The organism is Pedobacter sp. A2324 (genome assembly GCF_059693705.1).
Window position 1 is genome coordinate 246,712 of the sequence record NZ_JCASSK010000005.1, and the last position, 19,920, is coordinate 266,631.

General features: G+C 42.9%; 23 protein-coding genes. 18 read left to right on the top strand and 5 right to left on the bottom strand.

The genetic code is table 11. The features are described 5' to 3' along the window. Positions 1-2 precede the first annotated feature (2 nt). The 14 genes from AC570I_RS16215 (at position 3) to AC570I_RS16280 (ending at position 11,603) form a co-directional block, all read left to right on the top strand. The gene (locus AC570I_RS16215; protein WP_497406295.1) at positions 3-1,247 is read left to right on the top strand and encodes an FAD-dependent oxidoreductase; all 1,245 of its coding nucleotides are present in this window, start codon (positions 3-5) and stop codon (positions 1,245-1,247) included. Positions 1,248-1,249: 2 nt separating this feature from the next. Continuing rightward, the gene (locus AC570I_RS16220; protein ID WP_082120718.1) at positions 1,250-1,522 is read left to right on the top strand and encodes a UBP-type zinc finger domain-containing protein; all 273 of its coding nucleotides are present in this window, start codon (positions 1,250-1,252) and stop codon (positions 1,520-1,522) included. A 32-nt stretch (positions 1,523-1,554) separates the two neighbouring features. Continuing rightward, entirely contained in the window at positions 1,555-2,523 is a 969-nt protein-coding gene (locus tag AC570I_RS16225; RefSeq protein WP_497406296.1) for an NAD(P)H-quinone oxidoreductase, read from the top strand. Between the two features lie 60 nt (positions 2,524-2,583). Next, positions 2,584-2,766, top strand: a complete 183-nt coding sequence (locus tag AC570I_RS16230; protein ID WP_047800587.1) for a hypothetical protein — start codon at positions 2,584-2,586, stop codon at positions 2,764-2,766. A gap of 244 nt (positions 2,767-3,010) precedes the next feature. Continuing rightward, positions 3,011-3,202, top strand: coding sequence for a cold-shock protein (locus tag AC570I_RS16235; protein ID WP_047800586.1), 192 nt, complete (start codon positions 3,011-3,013; stop codon positions 3,200-3,202). Positions 3,203-3,484: 282 nt separating this feature from the next. After that, complete coding sequence (locus tag AC570I_RS16240; RefSeq protein WP_497406297.1) at positions 3,485-5,038, top strand: ArnT family glycosyltransferase; 1,554 nt, start codon at positions 3,485-3,487, stop codon at positions 5,036-5,038. A gap of 52 nt (positions 5,039-5,090) precedes the next feature. Continuing rightward, positions 5,091-6,224, top strand: coding sequence for an NAD(P)/FAD-dependent oxidoreductase (locus AC570I_RS16245; RefSeq protein WP_497406298.1), 1,134 nt, complete (start codon positions 5,091-5,093; stop codon positions 6,222-6,224). Further along, entirely contained in the window at positions 6,225-6,932 is a 708-nt protein-coding gene (locus AC570I_RS16250; RefSeq protein ID WP_497406299.1) for a methyltransferase domain-containing protein, read from the top strand. It abuts the gene before it with no gap. After that, positions 6,929-7,981 (top strand): type III polyketide synthase, encoded by a 1,053-nt coding sequence (locus AC570I_RS16255; RefSeq protein ID WP_497406300.1) that lies wholly within the window; start codon positions 6,929-6,931, stop codon positions 7,979-7,981. The genes AC570I_RS16250 and AC570I_RS16255 overlap by 4 nt, the downstream gene beginning before the upstream one ends. A 1-nt stretch (position 7,982) precedes the next feature. Continuing rightward, on the top strand, positions 7,983-8,429 hold the full coding sequence (locus tag AC570I_RS16260; protein WP_497406301.1) for a 3-hydroxyacyl-ACP dehydratase FabZ family protein: 447 nt from the start codon (positions 7,983-7,985) through the stop codon (positions 8,427-8,429). After that, complete coding sequence (locus tag AC570I_RS16265) at positions 8,422-9,702, top strand: beta-ketoacyl-[acyl-carrier-protein] synthase family protein (protein ID WP_497406302.1); 1,281 nt, start codon at positions 8,422-8,424, stop codon at positions 9,700-9,702. Before AC570I_RS16260 ends, AC570I_RS16265 begins: the two co-directional genes overlap by 8 nt. Beyond that, positions 9,695-9,958 (top strand): phosphopantetheine-binding protein, encoded by a 264-nt coding sequence (locus tag AC570I_RS16270; RefSeq protein WP_497406303.1) that lies wholly within the window; start codon positions 9,695-9,697, stop codon positions 9,956-9,958. The genes AC570I_RS16265 and AC570I_RS16270 overlap by 8 nt, the downstream gene beginning before the upstream one ends. Beyond that, positions 9,945-10,511 carry a 4'-phosphopantetheinyl transferase family protein gene (locus AC570I_RS16275; protein ID WP_497406304.1) on the top strand — a complete coding sequence of 189 codons (567 nt, stop codon included), beginning with the start codon at positions 9,945-9,947 and terminating at the stop codon, positions 10,509-10,511. The genes AC570I_RS16270 and AC570I_RS16275 overlap by 14 nt, the downstream gene beginning before the upstream one ends. 186 nt (positions 10,512-10,697) lie before the next feature. Beyond that, positions 10,698-11,603, top strand: a complete 906-nt coding sequence (locus AC570I_RS16280) for a PAS domain-containing protein (protein ID WP_497406305.1) — start codon at positions 10,698-10,700, stop codon at positions 11,601-11,603. Positions 11,604-11,696: 93 nt separating this feature from the next. Here the strand turns inward: AC570I_RS16280 and AC570I_RS16285 are convergent, their stop codons facing one another. Next, positions 11,697-12,818 carry an alkene reductase gene (locus tag AC570I_RS16285; protein ID WP_497406306.1) on the bottom strand — a complete coding sequence of 374 codons (1,122 nt, stop codon included), beginning with the start codon at positions 12,816-12,818 and terminating at the stop codon, positions 11,697-11,699. Between the two features lie 133 nt (positions 12,819-12,951). Here AC570I_RS16285 and AC570I_RS16290 point away from each other — a divergent pair, with 133 nt between their 5' ends. The 3 genes from AC570I_RS16290 (at position 12,952) to AC570I_RS16300 (ending at position 14,928) form a co-directional block, all read left to right on the top strand. Beyond that, positions 12,952-13,359 carry a winged helix-turn-helix transcriptional regulator gene (locus AC570I_RS16290; protein ID WP_497406307.1) on the top strand — a complete coding sequence of 136 codons (408 nt, stop codon included), beginning with the start codon at positions 12,952-12,954 and terminating at the stop codon, positions 13,357-13,359. Between the two features lie 58 nt (positions 13,360-13,417). Continuing rightward, entirely contained in the window at positions 13,418-13,987 is a 570-nt protein-coding gene (locus AC570I_RS16295) for a Crp/Fnr family transcriptional regulator (protein WP_497406308.1), read from the top strand. Positions 13,988-14,064: 77 nt separating this feature from the next. After that, positions 14,065-14,928, top strand: a complete 864-nt coding sequence (locus tag AC570I_RS16300) for an SDR family oxidoreductase (RefSeq protein ID WP_497406309.1) — start codon at positions 14,065-14,067, stop codon at positions 14,926-14,928. Positions 14,929-15,103: 175 nt separating this feature from the next. Here AC570I_RS16300 and AC570I_RS16305 read toward each other — a convergent pair whose 3' ends face one another. The 4 genes from AC570I_RS16305 to AC570I_RS16320 all read right to left on the bottom strand — a co-directional run bounded on the left by AC570I_RS16305 (position 15,104) and on the right by AC570I_RS16320 (position 17,885). Next, a complete protein-coding gene (locus tag AC570I_RS16305; protein WP_497406310.1) occupies positions 15,104-15,289 on the bottom strand; it encodes a hypothetical protein in 186 nt (61 codons plus the stop codon). A gap of 40 nt (positions 15,290-15,329) precedes the next feature. Next, positions 15,330-15,578 (bottom strand): hypothetical protein, encoded by a 249-nt coding sequence (locus AC570I_RS16310; protein ID WP_497406311.1) that lies wholly within the window; start codon positions 15,576-15,578, stop codon positions 15,330-15,332. A gap of 225 nt (positions 15,579-15,803) precedes the next feature. Beyond that, positions 15,804-16,454 (bottom strand): hypothetical protein, encoded by a 651-nt coding sequence (locus AC570I_RS16315; protein ID WP_497406312.1) that lies wholly within the window; start codon positions 16,452-16,454, stop codon positions 15,804-15,806. A gap of 690 nt (positions 16,455-17,144) precedes the next feature. Further along, a complete protein-coding gene (locus AC570I_RS16320; RefSeq protein ID WP_497406313.1) occupies positions 17,145-17,885 on the bottom strand; it encodes a LytR/AlgR family response regulator transcription factor in 741 nt (246 codons plus the stop codon). A 451-nt stretch (positions 17,886-18,336) separates the two neighbouring features. On the opposite strand from AC570I_RS16320, the gene AC570I_RS16325 reads away from it, so the two are divergent. Beyond that, on the top strand, positions 18,337-19,920 hold the full coding sequence (locus tag AC570I_RS16325; RefSeq protein ID WP_497406314.1) for a hypothetical protein: 1,584 nt from the start codon (positions 18,337-18,339) through the stop codon (positions 19,918-19,920).

Genomic DNA, 19,920 nt, shown 5'->3' on the forward strand with positions numbered 1-19,920 from the left:
GTATGAATAAATTAAAGCTTTACGGTACACCAGAGTCTCCTGAAATCTATCCGATCAGGGATTTTTTGAAAAGGAGCGTTGTTGATTTCGAATGGATTGACATTAGCCACGATGATTTGGGATGGGGGCAGGGCATTACCTCTTTTAATAATTCCGATAAACATCCGGTTATAGAATTTCCGGATGGTAAAGTCATTGTAAACCCCAGCCTTGAAGAAATTGCCTGTAATCTGGGCTGGATCACCGAACCTAAATATACAGAATACGATTTGTCGATTTATGGTGCTGGTCCGGCGGGGTTAAGCGCTGCGGTTTACGCTGCATCCGAAGGATTAAAAACCATACTTATTGAGCGTGAGGCCATAGGCGGACAGGCGGGTACCAGTTCCCTGATCGAAAATTATTTAGGTTTTCCTGAAGGCATTTCTGGCGCTAACTTAGCCGAAAGGGCAAGGCAGCAGGCCCTCAAGTTTGGCGTTGAAATTTTGCTTTTGAAGGAAGGTATCAAAGGTACTTTCTACAACAATAGGATACACGTTGATTTTGCGACGGGTGAGCAGCTGGTGGCCAAAGCCAATATTTGTGCAACCGGAGTAGAGTATGCGCGATTGAACCTTCCGGATGAGGAAAGGTTTTTCCATAAGGGTGTTTATTACGGGGCTGGTGCCAGCGAAGCTTTTTTTTGTCAGGATAAAGACTTGTATATCGTTGGCGGCGGAAACTCTGCCGGTCAGGCCGCTACTTATTTTTCGGGCTTTGCGAAACGTGTTTTTATGGTGATCAGAAAGGGGAATCTGGCAGAAACCCTTTCCGAATATTTAATTCAACGGATTGCAGCCATCAGTAATATCTTTGTGTTGTACCATGCAGAAGTAGCTGAACTGGAAGGGGATGATTATTTACAGCGTATTAAAATTGTAAACAAGAAGGAGGGAACAGAAACCTGGCACGACACTTCAAAGCTCTTTATTTGCATCGGTGGAAAGCCGAATACAGAATGGGCTTCGGAAACGGCAATTTGCAGGGATAAGAATGGCTATCTTTATACCGGAAATGATCTGGTTAATCTGGATCAGTATAAAATGTGCTGGGCCGCAGACCGGCCTCCTTATCATCTGGAGACCAGCGTACCGGGCTCGTTCGCTGCAGGAGATGTACGGTTCAATTCTGTAAAAAGGGTCGCCTCTGCTGTTGGAGAAGGTGCGATGGCGGTTACCCAGGTTCACCAATATTTATCAAAATTATAAAGATGGAACATCACCAGGTATGCAGCCACATTGTGGCTATCAAAGAATTAAAAACTGCAAAGGAAACGGTTTGTGAGCAATGTGTGAAAGATGGAAGCGATTGGGTGCATCTGCGAACCTGCCAAACCTGTGGCATTACGTTATGTTGTGACTCGTCGCCCATGCAACACATGTCGCACCATTGTAGCAATACCAAACATCCTGTGGTTATTTCATCTGAACCCGGGGAAAGGTGGTTGTATTGCTATATCGACGATGAAATGGCAGAATATTAAGGTGTTGAAACACTTCAATTAAATAAACAGCAATGAAAGCAATAGTGATTACAGCATATGGCGGGCCTGAAGTGCTGCAGGAACGTGAGGAGCCCACACCATCAATTGAGGGAGATCAGGTATTAATTGCAGTTAAAGCTGCCGGTTTAAACCGTTCCGATGTGGCTCAGCGCGAGGGGAATTATCCCCCTCCATCAGGAGTTTCTGCTGAAATTCCTGGTCTGGAAGTTTCGGGTATTGTAACAGCATGCGGGCCTGACGTGAAAGGCTTTCAGGTAGGCGATGAGGTATGTGCGCTTCTGGCCGGTGGCGGATATGCAGAATATGTAGCCGTAGGTGAGGGACAATGTTTGCCAATACCGGCAGGTCTGAGCTTTGCAGAAGCTGCAAGTTTGCCGGAAACTATATACACAGTATGGTCGAACGTATTTCAAAGAGCTGCACTTCAACCTGGTGAACGTTTGTTGGTTCATGGCGGGAGTAGTGGCATTGGCATTACAGCTATTCAGCTGGCTAAAGCACTTGGTTCGCCGGTGGTGGTTACGGTGGGATCGGATGAAAAAGGTGTGAACTGTGTTGAGCTTGGCGCTGATTCATATATCAACTACAAAACACAGGATTTTGAAACTGAACTTAAAGACACGGGTGTTGACGTAGTCCTGGACATGGTTGGCGGAGATTATCTGAGTAAAAACATCAATATCCTGAAACCGGAAGGCAGGTTGGTGCACATCAACGCTGTGAATGGCCGGCACGTTGAACTCGATATCTGGAAAGTAATGATGAAGCGTTTAACCATTACGGGAAGTACACTCAGGAGCAGGGAATATGCATTCAAACAAAAACTTACCGCACAGATTAAACGAAATATCTGGCCACTAATTGAAGCCGGGAAGTTTAAGCCTGTCATCTTTGAGACCTTTTTGTTTAACGATGCTGCTGAAGCACATCGGGCGCTTGAACGCAGCATGCATACCGGGAAGATCGTGCTGGTGCGTTAAAAATATACAATTACTAAAACATTCGCGGATAAGAGGGGTTACATTAGAAAACATAAAGCTATGGGATTTATTAGAAACGCCATTATCGGCATCGCAATATTTGAAGGTATTAAGTACCTGACCAAAAAGGATGTATTAGGAACTTCAAATTTTGAGAAAATCAAGGAGCAGGTTCCGGAATATATTGAGAAAGCCAAGGCAGTAACCGAAGATCTCCGCGCCGGGAAATTACCGCAGGTATAGTCGCTGCGAAATGCGTCTAGAATTTCACAAAGCACATGCATGCCTTATTGGTGTATGCATGTGCCTTGTTATGAACTTTAATAACGCAACCTGTAAGTCACTCTATCCATATACCCTAAGTCGGTTTAAGGAATAGCCTTTTTCGAAGACGTTGATGTATGGATAATTATTTCTAACTACTTTCTGTTTTCGCCGCAATTAACTACGCTAATTTCTGTATCTTAGGCCTTTATAATTAAATGAAATGAAAACAGGAACAGTAAAATTTTTTAATGAAACCAAAGGATTTGGTTTTATAATCGATGATAGTACCGGTGAGCAAATTTTTGTGCACGTGAGCGGATTAAAAGATCAGATCAGGGAAAATGATAAGGTAACTTTTGATACTCAGGATGGCAAAAAAGGCATCAATGCAGTGAACGTAAAAGTAGCCTAACATTCTCTACCCAAACTATTACTTATTGGTTTGAAGCCGCATCAGGATTAGTTCCTGCTGAAAAAGAAATGGGGACCATCAAAGATGTTCCCCATTTAAACCAACCAAACTAATGAATGCCCGGAAACCACCCCGGGATCAGATTATAAACGCAGCGCGATTCATTTTGTTTGGTAAAATTTAAATTTAGCAATGAAAATAAGATATTGTGCCCCAGGCAACTTTAATCGCTCATTTAAAAATACCCAAATCTATTTCGCTTTAAGCCTGTTACCATAGTTAATGTTATTAATTAGCAAGCAAATAAAAGCAGACAATATTTTTTTTCTCATTCTATTTTTTGGTCTTCTAAAATTATTTATCCATTCTATAGGTCTCGGTGAATATGGATTCCATGCTGATGAATTATACTACATCGAATTAGGTAAACATTTTGAGTGGGGTTACCTTGATATCTCCCCATTTGTTGTGTGGGTAGCGCGACTCTCTGAATTTTGTTTTGGATCATGCACGATTGGCTTTCGTATTTTGCCTTGTTTGATTTCGGCGCTTACCGTTATGTTGACGGGCTACATTACCCGATATTTAGGTGGTGGTAAGTTAGCCATTGTTATTGCCTGTTCGGCTATGATCTGTTCACCGGCCTATCTGGCTACGTCATATTTACTTCAACCCGCAGTCTTTGATGTTTTCTTCTGGACCCTGTTAACCTTTAGCATTGTCGCCTACGAAAAAACAAAGCTTCAAAAATATCTGTACCTGGCCGGGGTTGCACTTGGTTTGGGTGTACTCAATAAATACAGTATTCTGCTGTATTTTGGTTTGCTCACTTTTACTTTTTTAATCATTTCCTTCAAACAATTTGGAAGAATGTTTCCAAAACTGATCCGGCCATCGCTCTTGTTTATTCTGCTCATTACGCCAAACCTTATCTGGCAGCTGATCCACGGTTTTCCAGCTTTCCACTATGTTTATTCCGTGGGTTCATCCATGCTTTCATTTGATATACCAGATTATCTGTTTCAGCTTTTCTTTTTCCATGGGGCAGGCGTTGCGGTGTGGTCGGCGGGTTTCCTCTTATTGATGATTAACAAAAGAACCGATGAGCGGCGAAGGATATGGTGCATGACCTTTTTACTGCTCATTTTTATACTGGCCTTGCTTAAAGGCAAGCTATACTATGGATTGGGCATATTTCCAATTTTCTTTGCAGCGGGAGGGCAGTGCTGGGAGATTCTGCTCAATCGTTTAAAGTTACCTTCACGTATTGTTTTTGTTGGAATGCTATACCTTTTTGCACTTTTAAGTTTGCCTGTTGTTATTCCGGTGCTTCCGGTTACCGTTTGCAAAATCTACATCCGGCACATGGTTCGATATACCAGTTTTTCGCGACCTCTGCGCTATGAAGATGGAAGAGCTGGCGATATCCCCCAGTTTTTTGCAGACATGACTGGCTGGAAGCAATTCGCCGGAGAGGTGCTGAAGATATCCAACAGCTTTCCGTATCCAAAGGGCGGACTAAGCATCCTTACCGAAGACTACGCCATCGCTGGTGCACTGAAATATTATGGTAATGCAGCTATGCCCCCGGTGATTTCTGCACACAATAGCTTTTTGCTTTATTCGCCCGAGAACCTCAGAGCGGAAACGGTGCTTTACCTGAGCAGGATCGGGCTGGAAAAAGTTAAAGATTTTGGCAACCAGGTCGTTTGTATTGACCGGATGAAGACGGAAAATTCGCATCTTGATGGGCTTTACATTTACAGAATCACCAGCCCTAACCTAACCTTTCGAAATAAATATTTGGGTGATATACAAAAGTTTTATCCGCATTGATTTTAAGTTTATATATTGAACAATACGCCGGGGAAATTGTTAACTTCAGCATATGCAGATTGAAACAGAAATCCTTATCATCGGTGGCGGGCTGGCGGGCTTAACCGCTGCGCTTCATCTGCAAAAAAACGGGTTTCAAGTTACCCTGATTGAAAAGAATAGCTATCCGCATCATAAAGTATGCGGAGAATATGTTTCCAATGAGGTACTGCCATACTTAGCCTCGCTGGGTATTTCATTAGAAAGTCTGCAGCCAACTTCAATCACTAATTTGCAGGTGAGTTCGGTTGCAGGCAACTGTATTAACACAACGCTGCCACTGGGTGGATTCGGTTTAAGCCGTTATGTAATGGACGATTTTTTCTGCCAGAAACTCATAGAGCGAGGTGTTTCGGTACTGGCAGATACGGTAACCCGGGTCGTTTTTCATGAAACCCATTTTGATGTGGAAACCAGCCAGGGGAAGCATATTACCGCAAAACAAGTTCTTGGCGCTTTTGGCAAACGATCTTCGCTTGACAAAACATTAGGCAGGGATTTTATTCGTGATAAGTCCCCTTATCTGGCCGTAAAGGCACATTATGAAGGGGCATTTCCATCCAGTCTGGTCGCTCTGCACAATTTCAAAGGGGGCTACTGTGGCGTGTCAAAGGTGGAGGAGCATAAACTGAATATTTGTTATCTGGCCAGCTATCAAACTTTTAAGCGATTTAAGCATATCGATCACTACCAGGAGGAGGTGCTGTATCAGAATAAGCTGCTGAAAAACATCCTGGAAAATTCAAAGATGATTTTTGATGCACCACTTACCATCAGTCAGATTTGCTTTGATGAAAAGGAGCCTGTGTTCGACCACGTGATCATGATTGGCGATAGCGCGGCATTAATCCATCCTTTATGCGGTAACGGCATGGCAATGGCCATGCATGGTGCAAAAATTGCAGCTGAGCTAATCACGACATTTTTAAAAGATAAAACCATGTCCCGCGCGGGTTTTGAAAAAGAATATACGCAGCAATGGACAAAACTTTTTCGCGGGAGACTCCTGACGGGTAAAATTTTGTCTGCTGTTTTTAACAACACCACGATGCAAAGGCTGGCAATAGGCGCTTTGACTAAAATGCCTGCTTTGCTCCCCGGCACCATCAGAATGACCCATGGAAAACCAATATCAATAGCGAACTAAATGCCAATAGATACAAAATACAGGAGTACTGCACCAGAGATTATGGATGATTTTGCCATGGAAGGTGAAATCCTGACGGATGCACTTGATAAAATCGCCGCCATCAACAAATTACTTGGTGGCAATAAAGTGACTTTGGAGGGCATCAGGATGTTAATGAAAAAAAATAAATCAGGCACACTACGCATTACGGATGTGGGCTGCGGCAATGGGGCGATGCTTAGGATGCTGGCTGATTATGCAACTAAACATCGCCTTAACTTCGAATTAAAAGGCATTGATGCAAACAGATGTACCATTGAACATGCCATCAGCTGTTCAGTGAATTATCCGGATATCCGCTACCAGTGCAGTGATATTTTTGATGAAACGGCAGCGGGCGAAGATTGCGATATCCTGCTTTTCACACTTACCCTGCATCATTTTTCTGATCGCGAGATTATATCGCTGTTGAAAAACCTGAGCAAGGGCGTATCCGTAGGTATTGTTGTAAATGACCTGGAGCGGAGTGGTATTGCCTACCGGCTTTTTACCGCACTGAGCTTTGTATTCAGGCTTAACCACATGTCGAGGGAAGATGGACTGGTTTCCATTCTCCGCGGGTTTAAACGGAAAGATTTACAGCGTTATACAGCGGCTTTGAACCTCAGTTCAAGTATTGTCTGGCGATGGGCATTCAGGTATTTATGGGTTATACAAACACGATGAGCGTAAAAATAAAAACAGTAAGCAAAGCCTTACCTGAATTTTCGAGAACAACCGCCGAAATCCTTCCTTTTCTGGATGTATGGTTAGCGGGACAAGATGAGCGTTTCGTGAGAAAGGTCAAAAAGATATTTGAAGGAGCTGCCGTTGATAAACGCTACTCCATCATGGCACCCGAAGAAGTGTTCTCTGATTTAAGTTTTGAGAAGCGAAATGATATTTACATCAGGGAATCCATCAAGCTTGGCAAAAAATGTCTTTCCGATGCACTGGAGGCGGCAAGGTGGAAACCTAGCGATCTGGATTATATCATTACTGTAAGCTGTACCGGAATCATGATCCCGTCGCTGGATGCTTATCTGATTAACGCCCTTGGTTTAAAACAGGATATTGTTCGTCTTCCGGTAACCGAAATGGGCTGCGCCGCAGGTGTTTCGGGAATGATTTATGCTAAAAACTTTTTAAAGGCCAACCCCGGAAAAAGAGCGGCTGTAGTTGCCGTAGAATCACCAACGGCGACATTTCAGCTCAATGATTTCTCTATGGCGAATATTGTGAGTGCCGCAATTTTTGGAGATGGGGCGGCATGCGTGTTATTAAGTTCAGATGAATCAGACCAGGGGCCAGAGCTGGTGGCAGAGGAAATGTATCATTTTTACGAGTCTGAAGATATGATGGGCTTTAAGCTTACGGATACCGGACTTCAAATGGTGCTCAATGTGGAAGTGCCGGAGACCATTGCCAGCCATTTTCCTGAGATTATTCATCCCTTTCTGGCGAAAAACGGATTAGATATTTCGGATATTGATCACCTGATTTTTCACCCGGGGGGAAAGAAGATTATTCAGGTGGTAGAAGAACTTTTTGGCCAGCTGGGTAAAAATATCGACCAGACCAAAGCCGTATTGAGGCAATACGGCAACATGAGCAGTGCCACTGTGCTTTACGTACTGCAGCAATATATGGAAAGCAATCCTGCTCGGGGCGACAGGGGCTTAATGTTGAGTTTCGGCCCGGGTTTTTCGGCACAGAGAATTCTATTAAAATGGTAATATGACCAGATCCGAAATTGTAAGTAAACTCCCTTATGGCCGCGACTTTTTATTTGTTGGCGAGCTTTTGCACGTTGATGAAAACGGCGCTAAAGGAACCTATACTTTTGATCGGGCGCTTCCGTTTTACCCCTCTCATTTTAAGGATTTTCCAGTAACCCCTGCTGTGATACTGACTGAGACCATGGCCCAGATCGGATTAGTTTGTCTGGGGATATTTCTGGTTGGGGAAACACCTCCCGGTAAAGGCCCGGGACTGGCGATGACCTCGAGCAGCATTGATTTTATAAAACCTGTTTACCCCGGAGAGCAGGTTACAGTAATGAGCGAGAAAGTTTATTTCAGGTTCAACAAATTATCCTGTAAAGTGACAATGGCAAATTCGGCAGGAGACACGGTGTGTAAAGGAATAATATCAGGCATGTTAACGACAAATCCAAATGAATGAAAACAGGGTAGTGATTACGGGCCTTGGCGTTTGCGCACCCAATGGTACCACGGTCGGCGAATTTCAATACGCCATAGAAAATGGCATATCCGGTATCAGGCATCAGCCCGAACTGGAGAGGCTTGGCTTTTCCTGTCAGATTGCTGGTCAGCCTCAGCTAACTCCGGAGCGTATTGCACAATATTTCAGTCCACTGGAAATCAGGAACATGGACAGCACAGGCATCGTTTACGGCGTAATTGCCGGGCTGGATGCCTGGCAGGATGCAGGCCTTGAAAGTGCAGATTCTAATGAACCGGATTGGGACAGCGGCACTTTTTTTGGTGCCGGAACTTCCGGAATAGATAAGTTCAGGTGGGCCATAAACAAAATTGATGTATTTGAAATCAGAAAGCTTGGCAGCAGCGTAGTGGCACAAACCATGGCCAGCGGCGTTAGTGCTTTTATTAGTGGTAAGCTGGGTTTGGGTAACCGTGTGAGCAGCAATTCGGCGGCCTGCGCTACCGGCACGGAAAGTATCCTGATGGCCTATGAGCACATTAAGTATGGAAAAGCAAAAAGGATGCTTGCAGGAAGCACCAGCGATAGTGGCCCCTATATCTGGGGCGGTTTTGATGCCATGAAAGTTTGTACATTTAAACATAATGATGCTCCGGAATCCGGGAGCCGGCCCATGAGTGCAACGGCGAGCGGCTTTGTTCCGGGGAGCGGGGCAGGTGCACTGGTACTGGAATCCCTTGAAAGTGCCCTGGCGCGGAATGCCCGGATTTATGGAGAAATTATTGGTGGTCATGTTAATTCAGGGGGGCAGCGTGGGGGTGGTACCATGACGGCGCCAAACGCCGGGGCTGTGCAGCGTTGTATTGGAAAAGCAATTGAGGATGCCAATATTAACGCCGGGGATATCGATGTAATCAATGGTCACCTGACCGCTACCAGCAAAGATGCTTTTGAAATTGAAAACTGGAAAGCTGCGCTGGAGTGCACTCATGCTGATTTTCCTTACATCAATTCGCTTAAAGGGATGATTGGTCACTGCATCAGCGCTTCAGGAAGTATAGAATGTGTGGCCGCTGTTCTCCAGTTGAATCAGGGTTTTATTTTTCCTAATGTAAATTGCGATGATTTGCATCCAGAAATTGCCTTATTAGTTGATGAAGATAGGATTCCCCGTAAACGGTTGGAAAAAAGCTTTAATATTTTAGCGAAGGCGAGTTTTGGCTTTGGCGATGTAAATGCCTGTTTAATTTTTAAAAAATACCAAAATGGATAAACAAGAAATACTTAGCGGTTTGAGGGATATTGTTTCGCTTTACAGTGAAGAACAGGGTGCGTTGGAAAGCATTAGCGAACAGACAGATTTTATTGCCGATTTAAAAATCAATTCAGCAAATCTTGTCGACATCGTTTTAGATATTGAGGAGAAGTTTAAGATTACCATTGATAATGATTCAATGGCTAAAATGCTGAATGTGAAAGCCACTGTCGATGTGATTGAAAACAAACTCGCTGAAAATGCTGGGAAATGATGTGGTTGATTTGCAGCTCGCCGGAATGGAGAATTGCTGGAGAAGACCAAACTATCTGTCGAAGATATTTACGCCGGATGAGCAGCAGCTGGTTCAGGGTTCGGATTGCCCCGACCTGATGGTTTGGCTGATCTGGAGCATGAAAGAAGCAGCCTATAAAATTGTAAACCGGAATACCGGAATCCGGTTTTACGATCCAAAGGGTTTCCACTGCACTTTTCAGATACAGGATTCAAAGTGTACAGGTTCGGTTGATTACCGGAGTGAAAAATTCATCACTCATAGCGAAATCACTAAGCATTATGTGCATACGCTAAGTTTTAAAACCAATTCTGATATGGAGCAGTGCTGCGTGTTGCAGCGCCAGAATTCCAGTGATTATATATCACGTTTTAACGGGAGGCATAAGGGCTTACAATTGCAAAGAAATAACAAAGGACTCCCTGAAATATTTATCGGGCATACCCACAGTCATCACCTCGCCTCTGTTAGCCATCATGGTCAGTTTCTGTTTATTGCTTATCTCAAAAATTCTCTTCAGCACCCGTGGTAAATACGTGATTTTGCTGTTTTAACCCACGTAGTCCTTCCCATTTTTTGATTTTATAGAAATAGCTGGGTATTTTTAGGTACTTTCAAAGCGTGTAATGTTTTGATGATCAGTCAACTGGTCATGAATGTTGTCGTCGGAAACAGTGGTTCAAGCGTCTATCTTTTAAGTATTAAATACAGTACCTATATGTCATTATCCAGCGAAACCTTAGATGTTAAACGTTTCCGCATCAGACTTACTCAGGCCAGGGAAGCCATTCTCGAAGAGGCCAGCCTGTTAATCAAGAAGCTATTTTCGACTGACGAGGTGGAAATCAGGCTTGGCACCATGTATGATGGTATTTCAGATCAAAAAGCAAGGAGTATTTATAGTGAAATCCCCGGGGATCAGCAGGATGTTCTTGGTGTGATTATTATTCAGTATGGCGGCCACAGTGTAAACCAGGATCAGCTTATGCTTGATGGCATTGCCAGAATGCTTGGTGTTCAGTTAAATGCAATGGCGCTTTCTTCCTCAATGGCTGATGATTATGATCTGATTAAAGGGGAGTTTGACCTTTTTCAGGCAGAGCTCGATGTGGCTTATGATGATCTGAATGTTGCGCAGCAAGAGCTTAGTGAGTCGTATAATCTTGGTATGCTTCTCAACCGAAATCTTTCCCGGTTACGGGTTGAAGTTAAAGCATTCCTGGATCAGGCTCCGATTGCCTTTGGGATTGTCCGCCACCGGCAGCTCAAAATTGAAACGGCTAACAAACTGATTCTTAGCCTTTGGGGAAAAGACAAATCCATCGTCGGCAAACCCATGTCGATCGCATTGCCCGAGTTAATCGGTCAGCCTTACCTTGACATACTGGATCAGGTTTATACATCAGGTACCCGATATGTAGGGAAGGAGGCCAGTGTAATGCTTGAGCTTAAAAACGGAATGGAAGAAGTGTTTTTCAATTTTATTTATGAACCGCTGATCAATGCGCGTGGCAATACTTCGGCCATTATGATCATTGCTACAGATGTTACCCAGCAAACAAAGAACCGGATGAAAATGAAACTGGAGCTGGATAATTATTCTAACAAAAGTGATCAGGCCTAAAATAGTTTAAACGAACGAAGGTTAACGAAAACACATTTCCGTTAACCTTGATTTAGAATGCTTAAATCACCCATGCATGAAGCAGCTGAATGATTAAAGTGCCGGTGGGTAATCTGCATAGCCGCTTTCGCCTCCGCTGTAATACGTGCCGGTATCGGCTGTTGCAAGTGGCAGGTTGTATCTGAAGCGTTCAACCAGATCAGGGTTGGCAATAAAAGGTGCACCATAAGATATCAGGTCTGCTTTTCCTTGTTCCAATATTGCGTTACCACTTTCCCTGGTAAAACCGAGATTCGCCATTAACCTGCCGCTGTAATTGTTGCGGAAATGACTGAAATAATCGTCTTGTAATTCGGCTACAGGGGTTCCCGTTAAATCCTCAGCCGGTGCTACAATGTGCAGATAAGCCAGATCGTAGTCGCTCAATTTGTTTACTATATATTTATACGTTGGGATGGTTTCCTCATCAGGGACCATAATCCCTACATTGCTGATGGCAACAGGGGTAAATTTGATCGCCACACGTGTGCTGTCCCAGATCTCTATTACGGCGTCGAGAATATCAAATACCAAACGCGCACGGTTTTCGATACTGCCACCGTATTCGTCGGTTCGCTGATTAGTAGCCTTGCTGAGAAATTGTGGAATCAGCATACCGGCTTGTGCATGAATTTCGACCCCATCAAAGCCTGCTTCTTTTGCATTTTTTGCTGCCTGCCTGTAATCCCTGATGGTTTGTTTTATCTCAGCAAGCGTAAATGCTCTTGGTGTGAGCGAATCTTTAAAGCCCTGGGGGGTGAAAGACCTGGTTTGCGGATTGATGGCTGATGGTCCTGCAGGCAATTCGCCGTTGAAAAAATCCGGGTGGGAAGCAGCACCGATATGGCCCAGCTGGGAGAAAATCAGTCCGCCTTTTTCATGTACCGCCTGGGTCACCAGCTTCCAGCCATCAATCTGTTCGCGGGTATAAATGCCTGGTACATTGATGAAACCAATTGACCTGGAGTTAACCCAGGTGCCCTCACTGAGGATCAGGCCTGCCGAGGCGCGCTGCGCATAATAATCGGCCATCAGGGGTGTAGGTACCATCCCTTCGTTGGTGGCGCGGCCCCGGGTAAGGGAAGCCATTACAACTCTGTTTTTTAATGTTAAACCGCCTATCTGGTAGGTTCCCAGTAATGGTTGTGTATGCTGTGCCAGTTGGGTATTTTTCATTGCTTTTTTTTGATGTCAAAGTTCGTGCACTGGTGTCAGCAGTGCAATATGGGTCAAACTAATGTTATAGGGATAATTTTATCCCTATAACCAGTTCCGTTACAATGTGTATTTTTGTAGCATACGAAACGGTATGTACGAAAGAAAGATTCCCCTCACAATCGACTGCGGTCTGCACCTCACCAGGGAAGTGCTGAACGGCAAATGGAAGCCTGCGTTGCTTCATGCAATTTCTATGGATGTGAAGCGTCCGAGCGAGATGTTGAGGCTCTTGCCAGGTGCAACACGCCGGGTGCTGAATGTTCAGCTTAAAGAGCTGGAAACCCATGGTATGGTGGAGAAGAAAATTTACCCGCAGTTACCACCCAAAGTTGAGTATTCATTAACCCCGGTTGGCTGGTCGCTAATGCCTGTTATAGATGCTTTAAATGAATGGGGGGATGCCAACAGGGACTTTTTAGAAAATGTTATTGCACAGGATCCAAAAATTGTGAAAACATCGAAATCTGCCTGCCAGGTTTTTCGTTTAAAGGAAGGCTAAGCCTGAATTTTTACCATTTGGTAAATGAAATCAAGATGGTTAATCCTATATTTCGGCCATGAAAGTACTTACTGACTTCATTCTTCAATTTGGCGATCTCAATCAACAACAGCTCGACCTTATTTTAAGCAAAGGCAAAATTATTGAGCTTAAAAAGGATGAATATTTTTCTGAAGCAGGAAAAGTGCCCCGGCATGTAGGATTTGTTCTGGAAGGGGTATTCCGCTTTTGTTATTATAACAATAAGGGCGAAGAAATCACCAATTATTTTGTTGATGAAGGGAACTTTGTAGTAGATAATCAGAAATTTGAACTGCAGGTAGAGGCTTCCGAATACGTTCAGGCCGTTACCGATGCCAGGCTGTTTGCGTTTACAAAGAAAGCCTGGGATGATTTATCTAATACCATCATTGGTTTTGAAATGATCAAAGCCAATGTGGTTAAAAAATGCTTAATGGTGGCTATGGAACGGAGAAGTCCGCTGGTTTCTGAAGATGCTAAAACCCGCTATTTATCTTTCATTGAGGCGTTTCCTGCACTGCTAAACCGAATCCCGTTATCACATGTGGCTTCATATCTGGGAATCACGCAGCAATCGTTGAGCAGAATCCGGAGAAACATTCGCTAGTATACTTTTTACCAAATGGTAAATTTTTTTCGCCCGCTGTTCACAACATTTGTTTCATTCATTTAAACAAAAAAAAGATGAGCAGAAAAACAGTATTGATTACAGGAACAAATAGCGGTTTTGGCTGGCTGAGTGCAAAAAGCATTGCCGCTTTGGGGCATCAGGTTTATGCTACCATGCGAGATACCACCGGAAGAAATGCTGAGAAAGCACAATTGCTTTCGTCAGTGGAGAATATTACCGTAATAGATGTTAATATTGGCGATGATGCGGATGTTAAACGAGCCATTGATCAGATTATTGATCAGGAAGGATCGATTGATGTACTGGTGAATAATGCCGGTTATTCAATGAACGGAGTAGCGGAAAGTTTTACCTCAGATGATGTACAAGGGCTGTTCGATATCAACGTCTTTTCGCCCTGGAGGTTAATTAAACAGGTACTGCCTGCCATGCGCCAGAAAGGCGAAGGCCTTATTATCAATGTTACCAGCGGATTTGGGCGGGTTTCCTTTCCTTTTGCCACGATGTACAGCGCTTCGAAGTTTGCGCTTGAAGGACTAAGTGAAGGCCTTCATTACGAATTAAGGCCTTTAGGTGTTGATGTTGCGATTGTTCAGCCGGGTGCTTTCCCTACGGAGATGTCGCAAAAGTATCACCCTGGGTCAGATGATTCGGTTACAGCAGGGTATAGTGCCATTGCAGATGTGCCGGGCAAAATGATGGCAGCCATAGGCGGACTGTTTCAGGCGCGCAATCCCAATCCCCAGGATGTGGCTGATGCCATTGTGAAGCTGATCAATCAGGAAAAAGGCAACAGGCCGTTAAGAACTGTTGTTGATCCCATCACCGGTGAATTTATTGAAGCCGCCAATCAGGCTGTTGCAAGCGAATATGGGAAAGGTTTAACGTTATTCGGGATGGGAGAGTTGTTAACCTGATATGCCTGTATTAGCAAAGTTTTGTATGCATTTTCTTGAAAATGCCTAGTTACATTAATGATATATCGCTGGCGCACAAGGCAGGGGTGCGCCGGCTGATTTAAAATCTTTAGGCCATTTGCAGTAAATGAGATTTGGCTGGCTCAGTACAAAATGTGCAGACACCAAACCCGGTTTACAAGCCAGTAATTATTGCTGATAATCCGGAAATGGTAAATGCAATTTCAAATATAACGTTGTCATTCAGTTTAAGGTTATGGCCTTTAGGATTAGCATGAAATGGAATTTCCTGTTCATTCTCGTCTATAATTATTCCCGTTTGGTCTATGTTGTCAATGGAAATTATTCTTCCTTTTCTCATTATTAATTGTTTTTAAATGTCATTGTCATTTTTGGAAAAACTATTTCTCCAGTGTTGAAGTGTGTAGTTCTGACGGTATCACAATACTATTATTAATTACCCTCACTACATCCCAACTGAGATTGTTAGCTTCATCCGGCCTTCCACATATCCGCACCTGAATTTGGGCGCCATTGTGGTGAGTCGAAATCTCCAGGAAATCACTGTTGACATCGAGTGTACTCAAGAGTTTGTTAAAACGTTTTAACAGATTCTTGTATAAATCTTTATTTTCAGTTAATATTTTCATAGGGATAGTTATATCTAGTATGCAAAACGTATGCCTAATCATACAAATATCGGTTTTATTGTTAAATTTTAACAATAAAATGTTAAAAACGCAGGAATATCAGCCTTTGCAGCATTTGGAGGCAGATTGCATTTGACATTCGTCAACAGATAATTGGTAGCTAACTAACTTTTCATTATAAGAAAATGGTCCAGTTTTATCAGGTTTTTAGAATACCTGGTGTTTTCAAACTTTTGGGCAACTCACATAAGGCTTTAGCTGCTTCACTAGATCCTTTACTTTTTGTTGTTCTTCGAGAAAACTTTCCATGGCTTCCAATACCATCACCACATCCTGGTTATCTAAATTAAGGTATTTGAAACTGCCGGTGAAAGAATAATCCAACCGTGTTCGCATAAAATTCGGAATTTTATAACTGCCTACCGATAGTGCGCAGGCATAGTAATAAAGGCTTAGTAAAACAGAATCGTAAAAGTTGATGTAATAAAAAAGTACCCTTGCATAACTTTTGGTAATCAGGTCGTCGTGCATGATGGGCTGATAGCGGGTGGCTTCGCGCTGAACTTCCCGGTCGGCATAGCAATCCATAACTGTTAATCCGTGCCTTAGTTCTATATCATCTGCTATCGGAAAGGAAATGCCCATGGTTTCATAGGAGCGTACCACGAAGGGGTCATCAACAGTTTCGAAAAAATCTGCATCTCCAATCAGGTTATCTTCATCCAGGTTGGTTAAGTCGTAGCCGTAATTTTTTAAGCTTTTCTTAAAAGTGAGGTATAGACAGAAATTGTAAAACTGTGTTTGTATATCATTGGCCGTGACCAGGAGTGCCGCAATGCAAAGCTTGTAATCGAAAGGAGCGTTCTTATTCATCATTCATTTTCTCTGTACACGGCATGGTGCGCAAGGTAAAAAAGATAATTTCGGAAAACAAAGGGTATAACTATGTCCTGAACACTTTTTTAAATTTGTAAAGTCGGTGTTAATAGGTAATTTTCCGAAAATTATTTCATAAGCGGCACCATGTTCTGTGTTAATTATTCGCGCCGGATGAATTGTGTTTTATAGCACAATACAAAATATCTTTGTGGAATGGAACAGCATTTCAAAATGTGCCATCCGTAAATAAGTCTCGACATCAAACAGGTGAATTGTTTACCATTAAAGGCACATCACCGTAATACAGGTAGTGGTATGCTAGTGGTCTGATAGTGGTTTGCTAGTGGTTTGGTAGCCATAAATGCATAGAAAACCGCTTGCACATAGCTATTAAGGTCCTTTTTGGGTGGTAAATGCCTGCAGCATAACCAAAAAGGCAAGAATTTGACCATCGCCTTACAAATTTGGATTAACCATTTTTGTTTCAAGCTCGTTCAAATAGCTCATTATTTTTTGTGATTTGGAAAAAGCTAATCAAAGGGGGTGCGATTATGCTAGGGTTGGCGGTGTAGTGAAAAATTTTGTTTATTGGGCGGTGATAAACCGCCCGATATTTTGGTTTCAATAGCCTTCGCTTATGTTTAGGGTATTATTTTTATTATCGCTATACGCTATTATTATGAAAGCTTAACTTCTCCCGGTTTTTACAGTCTTTTCCTTAACAAAATCTGTCAGTTCATCACGATAGCTGTCACCCACCGAAATCCGAAGATCGTTGGCCATTTTAATAATGTTGTTTTCTATCTCTTCCAGATAGTTCTTGGAAATAACAAATGAACGGTGGATCTGTATAAAATAATTTTTCTGCGCTAAAATCTCTTTTATTTTAATTAACGTGATGTGGGCTACAATCGTTTTATTTGTGGTGTAGATAGAAACATAATTTTGTATACTTTCAATAGCTACAATATCTGCGAAGCGAATTCGCACCAATCTCGACTTATCATTCTTACTTTTAATAAAGAAAAATGCGTCATCTTCAGCCTTTGCCGGCGATTCTACAGGGGCTGAAGTGCTGGCTAGTTTATTTAGAACGCCAGCAAACTTGCCTAATGAAAAGGGTTTCAGGAGAAAATCATCAGCATCAACCTCAAACGCATCTAATGCATATTTAGGGTGTGCAGTAGTAAGGATCAAGTGTTTTGTTTTCGATCTGATGATTCTTGAAAGCTCTATGCCTGACATTTTTGGCATTTCAATATCCATAAATACGATATCCAGATTATCCATTTTTTTGATGTAATGCATTGCTGAAATGGGGTCTGTAAAGCTTTCAAGCAGGGTGTAATTACCTAATGTCTCGATGTAATCAGATAATATTTCGAGGTTCGCTGCATCATCATCGACAGCAATACAATTTAACTTCATTTTTAGAGAGGGTTAACAACTATGTTACAAAGATATATTTTGTAACAATATTGTCAAAAAAAATAGCACTTAAAAAGTGACTTGGGGCTAAAAGTGCGGACTTTTGTGGAAAAGTTTTTTCCATCTGCGCAAATTACCTGTTTCGTCAAGCAATTTTTAGGTTTCGTCAACCTGGAAGGATGTTCTGTGGATTTCAGATTTTGCAGGGCCCTGAACCAGATTTATTTTAATGAACTTCGGACTGAAGTTCTTTTCTACTAAACAAGCTGAACCTCGTGTTTTATAATTTTATTAAATCTGGTCGCAACCGCGTGCATGTGGCGTGCTAAGCAAAATCCGTTTTGTATAAAACGGGTTGTTTTTATGATTTTAAACTACGGCGATGATGGAAGGTATTGATTAGGTTATAAGTAAAAAGAATCATCAAACAAACTGATTAACATTCTTTAATATGGCAACATACAAGACATCTGGCTTCACCTCAACCCGGCTCAAGTGGCTTTCCGCAGTTGTATTTTTATTTAGTGTTTTGCAAGCGCAAGCGCAGGTAGAAACATTGCAAACGGTTACTGAACGAGGAAACAGCACGAACATAGGGCTTCGAAGTACATCTATCGATGTAGGGGATTCGTATGATGGAAATCGCTATGGTTATCTCCAGGTAGTCCGGCCTCCGCAGCAAGGTAATCAGTTTCACTTGTCGTTCATTCGAAGCGGACAAATGGTGTATGGTTTAGGTTTTCTAAACAATTCGAGCACTTTCGGTTTACAGCCAGGTGGGAGTAATGATACCGCTGAAGGATTATTTATGTCGCCGTCCGGATCGGTTGGTATTGGAAATCCGAATCCAGTCTTCAAACTTGACCTGAATGGCGGGATGCGGGCAACAGGAAATTTGTACGTCTCAATGAGTAATGCAACCGGAGGTGGTATTACATTATCTGATGATGGCGATATTATAGACATGAACGACGGCTGGGCGACCCACAGATTCAGTTATGGCCTTCATTTGACCAATGGCAATGCAAGTGGTTCTACTACCATTCAGCTATCCAATGGCGGCCATCACCCCACTTTTTTTGGTTCCAATGGCTTTGGTGTTGGTACCCAAACACCACAGGGTAATTTTGAAGTTTTAGGGACGGCACTATTTGGTGGCGCTAATCTTGATCCGGCAGGAGGCCCGGGTCAACTCGGCTATATGGCAAATACAGGTAAATTGCTGATTGGCCTCAACCGCTCGGCGGGAAAAGGGGAGACGAGTTTTATTACCAATCAGGGCGCAGGGGTTATTGGAGGTTTTGGTTTCCATAATTTTAGTAATGCAGGAACTGATACGCAGCTGATGTTTATGCGTGGAGACGGAAACATTGGCATCGGTACAGATAATCCGACCACGCGGCTGGATGTACGGGGCACCATCAGCGTACCAGAAATTGCTTTCAGAAATGCCGATGGCGGAGATGACAGTGATCCATACCGGTTGCGGAAGGTACAATCCAGCTCCAACGAAAACTGGCTTGAACTTCAGTTGAACGATGATGCAAATGAGTCTTTCCGGATTTATGGAAATTCCTGTCAGGGAGGTTATGGTTGCGGCACCTACAGTGGCAACTTATATCATTCTTTTGATGCATCAGGCAATGTGTACCATGCAGGTATGGTAGGCATCGGAACCAATAACCCCAGCGAAAAACTCACCGTTAATGGTAAAATTAAGGCACTGGAAATAAGAGTGAACGGATCCGGATTAGGTGATTACGTTTTTGACAACGGCTACAAAAATATGCCTTTGAAAGATCTTGAGAAGTTTATACAAGACAACAAGCACCTTCCGGAAATACCAAGCGCTGCAGAAGCTGAAAAGAACGGCCTTGAGCTGGGTGAAATGAATAAGTTGCTCTTGAAGAAAATTGAAGAGCTAACCTTACACCTGATCAGCGAGCATAAACGCAACGACGATCGTGATAAGGTAATACAGGAGCAGACTCAAAAAATTGAAGCACTTGCGAGAAAATTAGCAAACAAAGGTTAA